The organism is Bacillus sp. AFS023182 (assembly GCF_002560575.1).
Lineage (GTDB): Bacteria > Bacillota > Bacilli > Bacillales > Bacillaceae_G > Bacillus_A > Bacillus_A arachidis.
In genome coordinates, this window is the sequence record NZ_NTRO01000040.1 from 1 (window position 1) to 16,163 (window position 16,163).

Genomic DNA, 16,163 nt, shown 5'->3' on the forward strand with positions numbered 1-16,163 from the left:
TGACTCGTGCTTTTTTTGTACTTTAAAGTGAGATGATAATAAAAAGATTATATTATGTAAGTGACAAACACACTGCCCAAATTAGATTCATATCATATGTATATAACTAAACGATGTATATTTTTCGAAAAAGTGTCAAGGAATAGGGATAAGCATATTTAAATTCAAAATGGAGAGGGGGAAATATCCTACATCATTTTCATTTAGAAGAAAGTGATAAGGAGAAACATATGGAGACAAAAAATGAGGTTTGCATTATATGTGAAAATAGGAAAAATGATGGTATACATGTACACATGAATTTTATATGTGATGATTGTGAACGGGACATGGTGGAAACTGAAACGAATAATCCTAAATATATATACTATTTACAACAACTGCGAAAAATTCAAATATCATATTCATAAATAGGCACTATGCCTATTATTTTTTTTTGTCCAGATATCTCTGTATAATAGGTAGTGAATGAAAAGTAAGGAAGAGATGAACATGAATCAAAATCAAATACCGTTATATGAAGCATTAATTCATTTTAAAGATAAAAAACCTTTATCTTTACATGTTCCAGGACATAAAAATGGTTTGAATTTTCCGGAACAGGCACAAGCAGGTTTTAATGAAGTACTGTCTATTGACGTAACAGAATTAACAGGATTAGATGATTTGCATAGTCCATTTGAATGTATAAATGAAGCACAGCAGTTATTGGCTGATGTATATAATGTGAAAAAGAGTCATTTTTTAGTTAATGGTTCTACAGTTGGAAATTTAACAATGATTTTATCATGTTGTGAGGAGAATGATATTGTTCTTGTGCAAAGAAATTGCCACAAGTCTATTATCAACGGCTTAAAGTTAGCTGGAGTGAATCCGGTATTTTTAGAGCCTTGGATTGATGAATTATATGGTGTACCAGTTGGAGTTCAGCATGAGGTTATTAAGAGGGCTGTTAAACAATATCCAGAAGCAAAGGCATTGATTTTAACACATCCTAATTATTATGGTATGGGAGTTGATTTAAAGGAAAGTATTATGTGTGCACACGCACATAAAATTCCTGTTTTAGTAGATGAGGCACATGGAGCCCATTTTTGTATAGGAGAGCCATTTCCGAAGTCGGCATTAGAATATGGTGCTGATATAGTGGTACACTCAGCGCATAAAACATTACCCGCTATGACGATGGGTTCTTATTTACATATCAATAGTGATTTAGTTCATGAAGAAAAAGTTTCCTCTTATTTAAGTATGTTACAATCTAGCAGTCCGTCTTATCCGATTATGGCTTCACTAGATGTAGCTCGCTTTGCATTAGCAAATATGAAAGAGAAAGGTTGTCATAAAATTGTGGAGTTTGCGAGGCGATTTAGAAAGGAATTGCAGAGCATTCCACAAATTGCTGTTTTACAGTATCCTTTGCAGGATGAACTGAAGGTTACAGTTCAAACGCGCTGTGAGTTATCTGGATATGAATTACAATCTATATTTGAAAAAATAGGTATATATGCAGAAATGGCTGATCCATATAATGTTTTATTTATTTTACCATTGCAAGTGAATGAGCAGTATATAAAAGCGATAGAAGTAATACGATTAGCATTAGGTAACTATACGGTAACAGACAAGATACCATCTATTCGGTATACTTATAAGGGAGCCTTTTCGTCTTTACCATTTACTTATAAGCAACTAGGTAAATATAAGAAAAAAGTTGTACCTTTACAAGAAGCTACTGGGATGATTGCAGCAGATATGGTTATTCCATATCCACCAGGCATTCCATTACTTATGTATGGAGAAAAAATTACTACAGCACACATAGAACAAATTTCTTATTTAGAAGAAATCGGTGCTCGTTTTCAAGGAAATGTACAATATATGAATGTGTATGATATAGAAAGTAGGTTTTAGGATGAAGGGATTATTTGTAACAATTGAAGGGCCAGAAGGTTCGGGTAAATCAACATTAATTACAAAGTTATTGCCGTACTTTGAAAAGAAAGAACAAAAAGTAATGGCAACAAGGGAACCTGGTGGTATTGCGATTTCAGAAGAGATTCGAGCAATCTTACACAAACAAGAGTATACGATGATGGAAGCACGTACAGAGGCATTATTATATGCTGCAGCACGTAGACAGCATTTAGTAGAAAAAGTTATACCAGCTTTGGAGAGAAATTATCTTGTATTATGTGATCGTTTTATTGACAGTTCACTTGCTTATCAAGGTTATGCAAGAGGACTAGGTATTGATAAAGTATTTGAAATTAATCGGTTTGCAACAGAAGACTGTATGCCTAGCTTGACGATTTATTTAGACATTGAGCCTGAAGTGGGATTAGCACGCATTGAAAAAGATGATAATCGTGAAGTAAATCGTTTAGATATGGAAAGCATCACTTTCCATAAGCGCGTACGTGAAGGCTATTTACAGGTTATAGATCGTTTCTCAGATCGTATAGTTGTTGTGAATGCAGATCAACCAATGGAAAAGATTGTGGAAGAAGTTGTTCAGCTTATAGAAGATAAGTTGTTATAATAGAAGGAAAGTATAAAACAAGTGAGGTATGCATTATGACAAGGACGTGGGAGCAGCTATCTGCTATACAGCCCATTGGTGTAAAAATGTTGATGAATAGTATTGCAAAAGAGCGTATATCCCACGCTTATTTGTTAGAAGGTGCAAAAGGAACCGGAAAATATGAAACGGCAATTCAAATGGCAAAAAGTTTTCTTTGTATACAAAGAGATGGTATAGAGCCGTGTCATACATGTACGAATTGCCGCCGGATTGATTCGGGTAACCATCCTAATTTACATGTCGTAAAACCAGATGGATTATCTATTAAAAAACAACAAATTCATGATTTACAGGAAGAGTTTTCAAAAACAGGTTTAGAGGCAAATAAAAAGGTGTATATTATTGAGCACGCAGATCGAATGACAGCAAATGCTGCTAATACCTTATTGAAATTTTTAGAAGAACCAAGTAGCGATACAACGGCTATTTTACTTACTGAACAAAGCCACCAAATTTTAAATACTATTTTATCGCGCTGCCAAGTTGTTACATTTAGGCCTCTTTCTACGGAATCTTTAATTGAGAGATTACAGGAGGAGGGAATTGCAATTTCTTTATCTACTCTTGCCTCGCAGCTTACGAATAGTTTTGAGGAAGCATTATTACTTTGCAATGATGAATGGTTTGCACAAGCACGAGCTTTAGTGATAAAATTATGTGAAGCGCTCGAAAAAGATACAGCCTCTCTTTTTTTTGTACAAGAAAAGTGGGGGAAACACTTTGGAGAGAAGGAACAATTACAACAAGGTTTAGATATGTTACTCCTTATTTATAAGGATTTATTATATGTTCAACTAGGAGAGGAAGATCGTTTGGTCTTTCAAGATCAAAAGGAGATGTTTCATTCTTTCTCCTACGCTCAAAAGCGCATTGTATCAGCTCTTTTTAATATATTAGAAGCAAAAAATAGAATCAACGCTAATGTAAATGCGCAGCTTGTGTTCGAACAGTTAGTGTTGCGGTTGCAGGAGGGATGACCGTTTTGTATGATGTAGTAGGTGTTCGTTTTAAGAAGGCCGGAAAAGTGTATTACTTTGACCCGAATCAATTCGATATCTCAGAAAATGAATTTGTGATCGTGGAAACTGTACGGGGTATTGAATATGGGAAAGTAGTTATTACAAAGAAACAAGTCGATGAAAACGATGTTGTACTACCACTAAAGAAAGTTATTCGCATTGCAAATGAAAATGATCGGACAATTGTTGAAGAGAACAAACATGCGGCAAAAGAAGCATATCAAGTTTGTCAACAAAAGGTAGGGGAACATAAGCTTGATATGAAACTTGTAGACGTAGAGTATACGTTTGATCGCAATAAGATCATTTTTTATTTTACAGCAGATGGTCGTATTGACTTTCGTGAGCTTGTGAAAGACTTAGCTGCAATTTTCCGGACAAGAATTGAGCTAAGACAAATTGGTGTTCGCGATGAAGCAAAAATGCTTGGTGGTATTGGTCCATGTGGTCGTATGCTTTGTTGTTCTACATTTTTAGGTGATTTTGAACCTGTATCCATTAAAATGGCAAAGGATCAAAATTTATCATTAAATCCTGCGAAAATTTCTGGCTTATGTGGCCGATTAATGTGTTGCTTAAAATATGAGAATGACGAGTATGAAGCGGCAAAAGAGCAACTTCCTGATTTAGATCAACGTATACAAACACCGCATGGTCTTGGACGCGTCATCGGATTAAATATTTTAGAAAGATTAATTCAAGTGGAACTAGTAGACAAGGAACGGATAGTAGAATATACGTTAGATGAATTAATTAATGAAGGGGTCGTTTCGAGTCAAACCACAGATTGATGAGGTGGGTGCTTGTGGAGAAAAAGGATATTTTTGCAGCAGTTTCCAGTATGGAAGAGCAAATTGGACATTTATATAAACAGTTGGGAGAATTAAAGCAACATCTTGCAGAGTTACTTGAAGAAAACCAACATATTAAAATGGAAAATGAAAATTTGCGACGTCGTTTTGAAGAAGTGCAGAATAAGGAAAAACAAAAAACTCAAAAACGAAAAGAAATGAAACCAAAAACGGATATTGGTGAAGGCTATGATAATTTAGCACGCCTATATCAAGAAGGTTTCCATATTTGTAATTTACATTATGGAAGTGTACGTAAAGAAGGAGATTGTTTATTCTGTCTGTCATTTTTAAATAAAAAATGAAATTACCTTTCCAATATATTGGAAAGGTAATTTTTTATACATGAGAGTAAAGATAAGATGAAAGGGGTCTTACTTTTACATGAATAGGGGATCAAATAGGGTAGGTTAAGTATAAGAAAGGAAATTGTATATGCACTTATATGAAGATGAACGTTTAGATTATTTACTAGCAGAAGAAATGAAAATTATTCAAAGTCCATCTGTGTTTAATTTTTCTTTAGACGCAGTGTTACTTGCAAATTTTGCGTGGGTTCCGATTCAAAAGGGAAATTTGATTGATTTATGTACAGGAAATGCTGTTATTCCGCTTTTATTAAGTACAAGAACGAAAGGAAATATTACAGGAGTAGAAATTCAAGAACGCTTGTATGATATGGGAATAAGGAGCATCCAGTATAACAAGCTAGAAGAAAGAATTCAGTTAATTCATGGAGACTTAAAGGATATGCCAGAGCGGCTGGGGCGCCATCAATACGATGTGGTAACATGTAATCCGCCATATTTTCAAACGCCAAAGGCATCTGAGAAAAACATTAACGAGCATTTAGCAATAGCTCGTCATGAAATTATGTGTACATTAGAGGATGTCGTATATGCTAGTAGTCAGCTTGTAAAGCAAGGTGGTAAGGTAGCGTTTGTTCATCGCCCAGGTCGATTACTTGATATTGTAACACTAATGAGGAAGTATAAGATTGAACCGAAACGTATGCAGTTTGTATATCCAAAGGCGGGAAAAGAAGCAAATACGCTATTGATAGAAGGAATTAAAGATGGAAATGCAGATTTAAAAATTTTACCGCCTCTTTTTGTGTATGAGAAAAATAATGAGTATACAAAGGAGCTTCGTTCGATTTTATATGGAGAAGAATAAACATTATTTTTATGTAGTGGAATGTGCAGATAGAAGTTATTACGCAGGATATACAAATAATTTAGAGAAACGGATTCAAACTCATAATAGTGGTAAGGGAGCTCGTTATACTCGTGCTAGGCTTCCTGTCACTTTAAAATATGTAGAGGTTCATGAAGAGAAAAGGACAGCTATGCAAGCTGAATATCATTTTAAACAGTTAATGCGAAAAGAAAAAGAAGCATATATGCAAAAAGGAGAACGCTATGTGGCAGCAAAAAAGCTTTCAAGCAAATGAAAAGGGAGTTTTATATTTAGTTCCAACACCTATTGGGAATTTAGAAGATATGACGTTTCGCTCAATTCGGATATTGAAAGAGGCTGATATCATTGCTGCTGAAGATACGCGGCAGACGAAAAAGCTTTGTAACTATTTTGAAATTGAAACACCAGTTATGAGTTACCATGAGCATAATAAGGAAGTAAGCGGACAGAAAATTTTAGATAAGCTAGAAGATGGAAAAACAGTAGCTCTTGTAAGTGATGCAGGTATGCCATGTATTTCTGATCCAGGTTACGACATTGTTGTGGCAGCTGTAGAGGAGCAATATCATGTTATTCCACTTCCTGGGGCAAACGCTGCCCTTACAGCTTTAATTGCATCAGGATTAGAAACGAGACATTTCTACTTTTATGGATTTTTACAAAGAAATAAAAAAGAACGTAAAGCGGAATTAGAAAAACTTCGCTATGTTCCAACTACAATGATGTTTTATGAAGCGCCACATCGGTTAGATGATACGCTAATTTCTATGAAAGAAGTACTTGGAAATAGAGAGATTGTATTGTGCCGAGAGTTAACAAAGAAATTTGAAGAATTTATTCGTGGATCGGTAGAAGAAGCGATTGAATGGACAAAACAAAATGAAGTTCGTGGTGAATTTTGTATATTAGTATCCGGGTCAAAAGAGGAAGCTGCTGTAGAGGAACAATGGTGGGAAGCTATATCAGTATACGATCATATCGAGCATTACATAAACGATCAAGGAATGCCTTCAAAGGATGCAATTAAAAAAGTTGCGAAAGATCGAGATTTGTCGAAACGAGACGTATATCAAATCTATCATGTCGATAAAAAATAAGCTTCTCATAATTGAGAAGCTTATTTTGCTGCTTGAATATATTGTTGAAGTTCGTTTAAAACTTGTTCAGCGCCTTCTTTGCTTAAAATAATTTTACCTTCAGCTAAAGAAAGGTTACCATCAGATACTTCACCAGTTACTTGGCAAGTCATGTTTGGTTTGTATTTTTTTAGGATGATTTTTTCGTCATCAACGTAAATCTCAAGAGCATCCTTTTCTGCAATACCTAATGTACGACGTAATTCAATCGGAATTACAACACGGCCTAATTCATCAACTTTACGAACGATACCAGTAGATTTCATATTCGTTATCCTCCTCATATTTTGTAAGTTCGCGAGTCTATATTTTAATTCGTCATTTTTCGACAAAATACCCTATGAACATATGATACCAATCATTTACATTTCCGTCAATTCTTAAATTCTATATTTTATGAAAGAATTATAGATTTTTATACTTCTTATATATAATAGAAAATGAAAGAATTACACAAGTATTTTACTGTATTTTTAAATTTTATCAATATTACAGATAAATAACTGTATATTTTTTTGGGATATGAGTAATAGATGATAAAGATAATCGAGCATTAATTCGTTTTTATGCGTCAGTTTTTGATATACTGTTTATAAATACATATGAGGTCATTTGGGAGGTTCAAAACAATGACAGAGGAAAATAAAACCTTTTATATTACTACTCCAATTTATTATCCAAGCGGAAAGCTTCATATTGGACATGCTTATACAACGGTAGCAGGAGATGCAATGGCACGCTACAAGCGCATGCAAGGATATGATGTTCATTATTTAACAGGTACTGATGAACATGGACAAAAGATTCAAAAGAAAGCAGAAGAACTACAAGTAACACCACAAGCATATGTTGATAACATTGTAGAAGGAATTAAAGAGCTGTGGGGGAAAATGGACATTTCTTATGATGACTTTATTCGTACAACCGAAGATCGTCATAAAGAAGTTGTCGAAAAGATTTTTAAACAACTTGTTGATCAAGGTGATATTTATCTTGATGAATATGAAGGATGGTACTCTGTACAGGATGAAACATTCTACACAGAGCATCAACTTGTGGATCCGATTATGGAAGGCGACAAAGTAGTTGGCGGAAAAAGCCCAGATAGCGGTCATGCTGTAGAACTTGTTCGCGAAGAATCTTACTTCTTTAGAATGGGTAAATATGTAGATCGACTGTTACAATTCTATGAAGAAAACCCACAATTCATCCAACCTGAATCACGCAAAAATGAAATGATTAATAATTTCATTAAACCAGGATTAGAAGATTTAGCAGTTTCTCGTACTTCCTTTGATTGGGGAATTCGTGTACCAGGTAACCCAAAACACGTTATTTACGTATGGGTAGATGCATTATCTAACTATATTACAGCACTAGGATATGGAACAGATAATGAAGAGAAGTATAAAAAGTATTGGCCAGCGGATGTTCATTTAGTAGGAAAAGAAATTGTTCGTTTCCATACAATTTATTGGCCAATTATTTTAATGGCGCTAGATTTACCACTACCGAAAAAGGTATTTGCTCATGGTTGGATTTTAATGAAAGACGGAAAAATGAGTAAATCAAAAGGGAATGTAGTTGATCCTGTTACATTAATTGATCGCTATGGACTAGATGCATTACGTTATTATTTACTTCGTGAAGTTCCATTTGGATCAGACGGTGTATTTACGCCAGAAGGTTTTGTTGAACGAATTAATTTCGATCTTGCAAACGACTTAGGAAACTTATTAAATCGTACAGTAGCGATGATTGATAAGTATTTTAACGGAGAAATTCCTGCTTTTAAAGAAAATGTAACTGAGTTTGATGAAACGTTAGTAACATTTGCACAGGATACATTACAAAAAGTAGAAGAAGCAATGGAAAACATGGAGTTTTCAGTAGCATTAAGCTCTATTTGGCAATTGGTTAGCCGTACGAATAAATATATTGACGAAACACAACCTTGGGTATTAGCGAAAGATGAGAATGATCGTGATAAACTTGCTTCCGCAATGGCACACCTTGCAGAAATGCTCCGCCAAACGGGTATTATGCTTATGCCATTCTTGACAGCAACGCCAAGCAAAATCTTTACACAACTTGGTATTACAGATGAAGCATATCAATCTTGGAATAGTCTTTCTACGATTGGTTGTATTCCAGCTGGTACGAAAGTAGTCAAAGGACAGCCAATTTTCCCACGCTTAGAGGTAGAAGTAGAGGTTGAATATATTAAAGAACAAATGAAAGGTTCTGCTCCTAAAGTGGAAGAGAAAAAGGAAGAGGAACCAAAGGCGGAGGAAATCACAATTGATGATTTCTTTAAAGTTGAATTACGTGTGGCGGAAGTAATAGAAGCAGAGCCTGTAAAAAAAGCAGACAAACTGCTAAAGATTCAACTTGATTTAGGTACAGAAAAGCGACAAGTCGTTTCTGGAATTGCTAAATTTTACACACCAGAAGAATTAAAAGGGAAAAAAGTTATTTGTGTAACGAATTTAAAACCAGTGAAATTACGTGGCGAATTATCACAAGGTATGATTTTAGCAGGCGAAGAAAACGGTGTATTATCATTAGCAACAATTGATCAAAATTTACCAAATGGTACAAAAATCAAGTAATCTTGACAATGTAAGAGGTGTTTCACGTGTAACATTCGTGGAGCATCTTTTTTCTTGTTAGAAATCTTTCTGAAATTCCCTTTTTTGTATTAAAATTGTAATATTGTTGTCATTACGTTGTTAGGAAAGTAATTTTCCCCTATGATAGAATTTATTTCAAATAAAAGGAGTTATTTGTCATGTTGTTTGATACACATTCACATTTAAATGCAGAGCAATTTGAAGAAGATTTACAGGAAGTCATTGCAAGAATGAAAGAAACCGGAGTTACATATACAGTTGTTGTCGGGTTTGATGAAATAACAATAAAGAAGGCCATTGAACTTGCAGAAACATATGATTTTATTTATGCAGCAGTTGGCTGGCATCCTGTTGATGCAATTGATATGACGGAAGATCATTTAGTTTGGTTAGAGGAATTAGCTGCTCATCCGAAAGTTGTTGCTCTTGGTGAAATGGGATTAGATTACCATTGGGACAAGTCTCCAAAAGAAATACAGAAAGAAGTATTCCGTAAACAAATTCAGTTAGCTAAGAAAGTAAAATTACCGATCATTATACATAATCGTGACGCGACACAGGATATTATAGATATTTTAGAAGAAGAAAATGCAGCTGAGGTAGGAGGTATTATGCATTGTTTTGGCGGTAGTGTAGAAGTAGCGAAGCAATGTATTGATATGAACTTCTTAATCTCATTAGGAGGACCAGTAACATTCAAAAATGCAAGGAAACCAAAAGAAGTTGCTATGGAAATCCCAATGGAAAAATTATTGATAGAAACAGATTGTCCATACTTAACGCCACATCCATTTCGCGGTAAACGAAATGAACCAAGTTATGTCAAACTTGTAGCTGAAGAAATCGCAAACTTAAAAGGAATTTCATATGAAGAGGTTGCACAAGTAACAACAGAGAATGCAAAAGCCTTATTTGGTGTTAAATAAGAGAAAAGAATGGGACTTCCCATTCTTTTCCTTTATACCTTCTCCTATCGTTATCTTCCAATGAAAAGAGCTACTAGAAATAGTGGGAGAGAAGTACAAGCTAGGTAGTGAAATTTAAATCTGGTTGAGGAAAAGGGGGCATCTTCTTGTGAGTCTTGATAAGAAAGGGATGTTAAGAGGACTAAGAATAAGTAAAAATGTTGCAATAAAGGTTATAAGTGCGTTGGTTATTTCTGGGTCAATTGGAACAGCTACTTATGCAGCTACAATTGACAAGATTGTTGTAGAAGTAGATGGAAAGAAGAAAGAAGTGTATACGTATGCAAGTACTGTAAAGGATTTACTATCTGATGAAGAAATTAGTGTTACGAAGGAAGATAAAGTATATCCTGCATCTTCTAATAAGATTACTGATGGAATGAAAGTTGTGATAGAAAAGGCAAAACCATTTAGTATAGTTATAGATGGAAAAGAGCAAAAAGTATATTCGACTGCTAAAACGGTAGGAGAATTATTAAAAGAGAAGAAGATAGAACTTAGGCAATATGATAAAGTGTATCCAGCTATACATAAGGCTTTAGGTAGTAAACAAAAAGTAATGATTCAAAGGGCATTTCCAGTTACATTACATGGCAGCGATCAATCACAACAACTATGGTCAACTTCGACTACTGTCGCTGACTTTTTGAAAGAACATCAAGTTTCCTTGGATGAATTTGATAGGGTGGAGCCAGCTTTAGAGGAAAATGTAAAAGCAAATATGGCAATAAAAGTGATTCGAGTAGAAAAAGTCAGCGATGTAGTGGAAGAACCTATTCCCTTTTCTGAAGTGAAACAAGAGGATGCTTCCTTATCAATTGGGACAGAGAAAACGATTCAAGAAGGAATAGCAGGGAAAAAGAAGAAAACTTTTGAAGTCATAAAGGAAAATGGAAAAGAGATTTCAAGAAATCTTCAAAAAGAAGAAATTATACAAGAGGCGCAGAATCAAAAGGTTGCTGTTGGTACGAAGCAAGAAGTAATGCAAGAGAAAGTGGAAGGGCAGAAAACGGAAACGAATGAAGCAAAATCTGAGGGAGAACCTCCAGGTCGTGAATTCTATGTAGAAGCAACAGCATATTCTCCAAATTGCGGTGGTTGCCAAGGGATAAGCGCAGGTGGATATAATTATAAGGCAAATCCTAATATGAAGTTAATTGCCGTTGATCCAAGTATAATCCCACTTGGGACAAAAGTCTGGGTAGAGGGATATGGATATGCTGTGGCTGGAGATACGGGTGGAGCGATAAAAGGGCATCGAATTGATTTGTTAATGCCGACTGAAGCACAGGTATACTCGTTTGGCAGAAAACAAGTAAAGATTAAAGTGTTACAATAAGAAGAGTAGGCAGAGGATTTTTTCTCCTCTGCTTTTTAAATTGTATCAATGGGAAAATAATAATGGAAAAGTATTCGTTTTTTTGTTTTACTAAGTAGAGACGAAATGAGTGTGGAGGCAGTCATGAAAATTAAAGAGATTATCGTTGTAGAAGGTAAAGATGATACAGTTGCAATTAAGCGTGCTGTTGATGCAGATACAATTGAAACGAACGGTTCAGCAATCGGTGATCATGTCATTGAGCAGGTAAAGTTGGCACAGCAAAAACGAGGCGTTATTATTTTGACAGATCCTGATTACCCGGGAGAACGTATTCGGAAAATTATTTCTGAAAAAGTGCCGGGTTGTAAGCATGCTTTCTTACCGAAAGAAGAGGCGCTTGCAAAAAGAAAAAAAGGAGTCGGAATTGAACATGCTTCCAATGAATCTATTCGACGTGCTTTAGAAAATATTCATGAGGAAATGGAAGCTTATATGAGCGAAATTAGTTGGAGTGACTTAGTAGATGCTGGTCTAGTGGGCGGAGAACAGGCAAAAAGTCGTAGGGAAAAGATGGGCAAGCTATTAAAGATTGGTTATACAAATGCAAAGCAGTTACATAAACGTTTACAAATGTTTCAAGTTTCAAAAGAAGCATTTGCGGAAGCATATAAACAAGTATTACAGGAGGAAAAGAAATGAAGGATATCGCAACACCGAATCGTACGAAAGACATTGTTGAAAAGTACGGGTTTTCATTCAAAAAGAGTTTAGGACAAAATTTCTTAATCGATACAAATGTATTAAATCGTATTGTGGATTATGCGGAAATTGATCCGGAGAGCGGAGCGATTGAAATTGGCCCTGGTATTGGAGCTTTAACAGAGCAGTTAGCAAAACGTGCTAAGAAGGTAGTAGCTTTTGAAATCGATCAACGACTATTACCCATTCTAGATGAAACATTAGCTCCTTATGGTAATGTAACTGTAATTAATAAAGATGTTTTAAAAGCAGATGTACATGAAGTGTTCGGGGAGCAGTTTGAAGAAGGACAAGACGTAATGGTAGTAGCAAATTTACCATACTACGTCACAACACCAATTTTGTTTAAATTATTGGAAGAAAAATTACCAGTTCGCGGATTTGTTGTTATGATGCAAAAAGAAGTAGGAGATCGTTTGGCAGCTAGACCAGGAACGAAAGACTACGGTTCTTTATCTATTGCGATTCAATATTATACAGAGGTAGAAACAGTTATGACCGTTCCACGCACTGTATTTGTACCACAACCAAATGTAGATTCCGCAGTTATTCGTCTTTTAAAACGTCCAAAGCCAATTGTTGAAGTGAAAGACGAGAAGTTTTTCTTCGAAGTAGTAAGAGCAAGCTTTGCACAACGTCGTAAAACGTTGATGAATAACTTATCAAATAATTTGAATGGTTTCCCGAAGGATAAAGAGTTATTAGATCGTATTTTAACGGAAGTAGGCATTGATCCGAAACGCAGAGGCGAGACATTATCAATTGAAGAGTTTGCAACGCTGAGTAATGCGTTAGTCTCTTATAAACAATAAAAGGACAGCTCGATTCGAGCTGTCCTTTTTGTCACCCTTTTCACTCTAAATTCATACGTTAAAAACAGAACGTGGTTAGTGAGATGGCCTAATGAGTTTGGAGGTAGGATAATGGCTGTGCATGTTGGAGACTTAGTGGAACGACAATCTTATAACCGAGACATTCTTTTTCGCATTATAGAAATAAAAGGTGAAGTTGCAATATTATTTGGAGAAGAAGTTAGGCTTGTGGCAGATGCGCCACTTGAAGATTTAATTAGCATTGATCAGAGGGAGTATAAGAAAAGAGCAAAGCGTGAAAAGGAAACGATGGAGCAAACATACCGTTTGTTTCAACAAGATTATGTCTTGATGAAACAACGTCATGAACACAATTCTACAGGTGGATATACGAGTGAAGTCAATTATTTTCAAATGCCGGGTAGGGTTTTGCATATAGATGGAGATCCATTATATTTACGGAAATGTTTAGATTTATATACAAAGATAGGTGTTCCTGTGCAAGGGATACATTGTAAAGAAACAGAAATGCATGAAAAGGTAGTTGAGTTAATCGATCATTTCCGTCCAGATATTTTGGTAATTACGGGTCATGATGCATATACAAAATCTAAAGGAGTTATGGGAGATTTAGCAGCTTATCGTCATTCTAGGCATTTTGTACAGGCCGTTCGAGAAGTAAGAAAAAAATATCCCTCTTTAGACCAGCTTGTTATTTTTGCTGGAGCGTGTCAGTCTCATTTTGAAGCTTTAATTCGAGCTGGTGCTAATTTTGCTAGTTCGCCATCGCGCATTAATATTCATGCATTAGATCCAGTATATGTAGTGGGGAAAATTAGTTTTACTTCTTTTATGGAACGCGTAAATGTATGGGATGTTGTTCGAAATACGATTACTGGACAAAAAGGTCTTGGTGGTATTGAGACCCGGGGGCTTTTGCGAACAGGATTACCTTTTCAATATTATGAAGAGTAAGCAAGGTATATATTTACCTTGCTTTTCTTATGGAGATATAGATTTGTTTAATAAAAATATTCCTGAAACGCGAATTTGTAAGTGTTTGGATAAAAACAGATAAGAACGTACAGACTATACAATGATACTTTTACAATATAGTAATTCTTCTATCTATTCGAACGCATTAGGTTTTGGCGAAGAAATTGCCCGTTACGTATAGGCAATGATCGGGATAGATATATCATGTATTCATTCTAAATTACAGCGAGGTGTAGCGAAGTATATGTCAAAACGTTTAGATGAAATTAAAAGTGAATTAGATCATCACCTTGGAAAGCGCCTTATGTTAAAGGCGAATAGTGGAAGAAGAAAGACAGTGGAACAATCAGGTGTACTAGCAGAAACATATCGTTCTGTTTTTGTTGTCCAGTTAGATCAACAAGAGGATACACTGCAGCGTGTTTCCTATAGCTATGCAGATGTTCTAACAGAGACAGTAGAATTAACGTTTTATGATGATCCCCATAACGAGGTTATTTTAGGATAACAACCCACTATGTTACATATATTACCACAAATGAAAAAGGACGTTTTTTTGCATACTAATTATACCGTAGCAACATAAGGAGGGACCCTGCATTGAGTAGACGAAGAGGAGTCATGTCAAATCAGTTTAAAGAAGAGCTTGCAAAAGAGCTTGGATTTTATGATGTTGTTCAGAAAGAAGGATGGGGCGGAATTCGTGCGAAAGATGCTGGTAATATGGTGAAACGTGCGATTGAAATTGCACAGCAGCAATTAATGAAACAAAACCAGTAATTGTAAGATAACTTCTATGCTACGGGAGCCGAGGAGAAATTCCTCGGCTTTTTGTACGCCAAAAGGTATCATCATTTTGCATAAGTAGTTTCATTCTGAATGCTTTTCGTTATAATTAGGGAAGTGTCATCGTCTTACTATAAATTTATGGTAAAATAAACGATAAAAGATTGAGTACATAGAGTGGGTGAATAGGTTGAAACTACTAGTGAAAGCACCAGCAAAGATTAATCTGTCGTTAGATGTACTAGGGAAAAGACAAGACGGCTATCATGAAGTAAAAATGATTATGACAACAATCGATTTAGCAGATCGTTTAGAGTTAACGGAGTTATCAGAAGACCGGATTGAAATTGTATCCCATAATCGGTATGTCCCAGACGACCAGCGTAATTTAGCTTATCAAGCTGCGAAATTATTAAAAGAAAAATTTAAGGTGAAGCAAGGGGTATCTATTGCTATTGAAAAAACAATTCCAGTAGCAGCGGGGTTAGCTGGTGGAAGCAGTGATGCGGCTGCTACATTAAGAGGACTTAATAAGTTATGGAGTTTAGGCCTAACAATAGATGAATTAGCGGAACTTGGGGCAGAAATTGGATCAGATGTATCCTTTTGTGTATATGGCGGAACAGCGATTGCTACAGGAAGAGGAGAAAAGATTGAGCATATAAAGACGCCTCCTTCTTGTTGGGTTATTTTAGCGAAGCCTCATATTGGTGTATCTACCGCTGACGTGTACGGGAATTTACAATTAAATCGTGTTACACATCCAGATGTAGAGCAGATGGTTGAATGCATTAATAGTGGTGACTACAAAGGAATTTGTGGTGCTGTTGGAAATGTACTAGAAGACGTGACGTTTAAGATGCACCCTGAAGTTGCGCGTATTAAGGCACAGATGAAACGTTTTGGTGCAGATGCAGTTTTAATGAGTGGTAGTGGACCAACTGTATTTGGATTAGTACATCATGATTCACGTATGCATCGTATTTATAATGGGTTAAAAGGATTCTGTGAACAAGTATACGCAGTACGTCTATTAGGAGAGCGAGAAACGCTTGAATAAAGACGTATAATACGTTATGATTTGTTTAGAATATTCGTGAT

At 35.6% G+C, this 16,163-nt stretch carries 19 protein-coding genes; 18 read left to right on the forward strand and 1 reads right to left on the reverse strand.

Features of this window, described 5'->3' with window-relative positions; translation table 11 throughout:
* Positions 1-230: 230 nt before the first annotated feature.
* From CN288_RS18595 to rsmI, 9 genes are all read left to right on the forward strand, one after another.
* Positions 231-410 carry a sigma factor G inhibitor Gin gene (locus CN288_RS18595; RefSeq protein ID WP_026593095.1) on the forward strand — a complete coding sequence of 60 codons (180 nt, stop codon included), beginning with the start codon at positions 231-233 and terminating at the stop codon, positions 408-410.
* Between the two features lie 82 nt (positions 411-492).
* Positions 493-1,914, forward strand: a complete 1,422-nt coding sequence (locus CN288_RS18600) for an aminotransferase class I/II-fold pyridoxal phosphate-dependent enzyme (protein ID WP_098302823.1) — start codon at positions 493-495, stop codon at positions 1,912-1,914.
* A gap of 1 nt (position 1,915) precedes the next feature.
* On the forward strand, positions 1,916-2,542 hold the full coding sequence (tmk, locus tag CN288_RS18605) for a dTMP kinase (RefSeq protein ID WP_026593097.1): 627 nt from the start codon (positions 1,916-1,918) through the stop codon (positions 2,540-2,542).
* Between the two features lie 35 nt (positions 2,543-2,577).
* On the forward strand, positions 2,578-3,561 hold the full coding sequence (holB, locus tag CN288_RS18610) for a DNA polymerase III subunit delta' (protein ID WP_090694655.1): 984 nt from the start codon (positions 2,578-2,580) through the stop codon (positions 3,559-3,561).
* Positions 3,562-3,566: 5 nt separating this feature from the next.
* Complete coding sequence (locus CN288_RS18615) at positions 3,567-4,394, forward strand: PSP1 domain-containing protein (protein ID WP_003194202.1); 828 nt, start codon at positions 3,567-3,569, stop codon at positions 4,392-4,394.
* Between the two features lie 14 nt (positions 4,395-4,408).
* Complete coding sequence (yabA, locus tag CN288_RS18620; protein ID WP_000412052.1) at positions 4,409-4,759, forward strand: DNA replication initiation control protein YabA; 351 nt, start codon at positions 4,409-4,411, stop codon at positions 4,757-4,759.
* A 130-nt stretch (positions 4,760-4,889) separates the two neighbouring features.
* A complete protein-coding gene (locus CN288_RS18625; RefSeq protein WP_098302824.1) occupies positions 4,890-5,630 on the forward strand; it encodes a tRNA1(Val) (adenine(37)-N6)-methyltransferase in 741 nt (246 codons plus the stop codon).
* Positions 5,617-5,907, forward strand: a complete 291-nt coding sequence (locus CN288_RS18630) for a GIY-YIG nuclease family protein (protein ID WP_026593100.1) — start codon at positions 5,617-5,619, stop codon at positions 5,905-5,907. Before CN288_RS18625 ends, CN288_RS18630 begins: the two co-directional genes overlap by 14 nt.
* Positions 5,876-6,751 carry a 16S rRNA (cytidine(1402)-2'-O)-methyltransferase gene (rsmI, locus tag CN288_RS18635; RefSeq protein WP_026593101.1) on the forward strand — a complete coding sequence of 292 codons (876 nt, stop codon included), beginning with the start codon at positions 5,876-5,878 and terminating at the stop codon, positions 6,749-6,751. Before CN288_RS18630 ends, rsmI begins: the two co-directional genes overlap by 32 nt.
* A 20-nt stretch (positions 6,752-6,771) precedes the next feature.
* On the opposite strand, the gene CN288_RS18640 is transcribed toward rsmI, so the two are convergent.
* Positions 6,772-7,056: an AbrB/MazE/SpoVT family DNA-binding domain-containing protein gene (locus CN288_RS18640; protein ID WP_026593102.1), complete on the reverse strand. Its 285-nt coding sequence runs from the start codon at positions 7,054-7,056 to the stop codon at positions 6,772-6,774.
* A 336-nt stretch (positions 7,057-7,392) separates the two neighbouring features.
* On the opposite strand from CN288_RS18640, the gene metG reads away from it, so the two are divergent.
* From metG to ispE, 9 genes are all read left to right on the forward strand, one after another.
* Positions 7,393-9,402 (forward strand): methionine--tRNA ligase, encoded by a 2,010-nt coding sequence (metG, locus tag CN288_RS18645; RefSeq protein WP_255260005.1) that lies wholly within the window; start codon positions 7,393-7,395, stop codon positions 9,400-9,402.
* Positions 9,403-9,581: 179 nt separating this feature from the next.
* Positions 9,582-10,349, forward strand: coding sequence for a TatD family hydrolase (locus CN288_RS18650; RefSeq protein WP_098302826.1), 768 nt, complete (start codon positions 9,582-9,584; stop codon positions 10,347-10,349).
* Positions 10,350-10,497: 148 nt separating this feature from the next.
* Entirely contained in the window at positions 10,498-11,727 is a 1,230-nt protein-coding gene (locus CN288_RS18655) for a G5 and 3D domain-containing protein (protein WP_098302827.1), read from the forward strand.
* A 123-nt stretch (positions 11,728-11,850) separates the two neighbouring features.
* Positions 11,851-12,408: a ribonuclease M5 gene (gene rnmV, locus CN288_RS18660; RefSeq protein WP_026593106.1), complete on the forward strand. Its 558-nt coding sequence runs from the start codon at positions 11,851-11,853 to the stop codon at positions 12,406-12,408.
* Positions 12,405-13,280 (forward strand): 16S rRNA (adenine(1518)-N(6)/adenine(1519)-N(6))-dimethyltransferase RsmA, encoded by an 876-nt coding sequence (gene rsmA / locus CN288_RS18665; RefSeq protein ID WP_026593107.1) that lies wholly within the window; start codon positions 12,405-12,407, stop codon positions 13,278-13,280. The genes rnmV and rsmA overlap by 4 nt, the downstream gene beginning before the upstream one ends.
* A gap of 111 nt (positions 13,281-13,391) precedes the next feature.
* Positions 13,392-14,255: a sporulation peptidase YabG gene (gene yabG, locus CN288_RS18670; RefSeq protein ID WP_098302828.1), complete on the forward strand. Its 864-nt coding sequence runs from the start codon at positions 13,392-13,394 to the stop codon at positions 14,253-14,255.
* Between the two features lie 265 nt (positions 14,256-14,520).
* A complete protein-coding gene (gene veg, locus CN288_RS18675; RefSeq protein WP_026593109.1) occupies positions 14,521-14,784 on the forward strand; it encodes a biofilm formation stimulator Veg in 264 nt (87 codons plus the stop codon).
* A gap of 92 nt (positions 14,785-14,876) precedes the next feature.
* The gene (gene sspF, locus CN288_RS18680) at positions 14,877-15,056 is read left to right on the forward strand and encodes an acid-soluble spore protein SspF (protein ID WP_016116903.1); all 180 of its coding nucleotides are present in this window, start codon (positions 14,877-14,879) and stop codon (positions 15,054-15,056) included.
* A gap of 196 nt (positions 15,057-15,252) precedes the next feature.
* On the forward strand, positions 15,253-16,122 hold the full coding sequence (ispE, locus tag CN288_RS18685; protein ID WP_139265610.1) for a 4-(cytidine 5'-diphospho)-2-C-methyl-D-erythritol kinase: 870 nt from the start codon (positions 15,253-15,255) through the stop codon (positions 16,120-16,122).
* Positions 16,123-16,163: the final 41 nt, after the last annotated feature.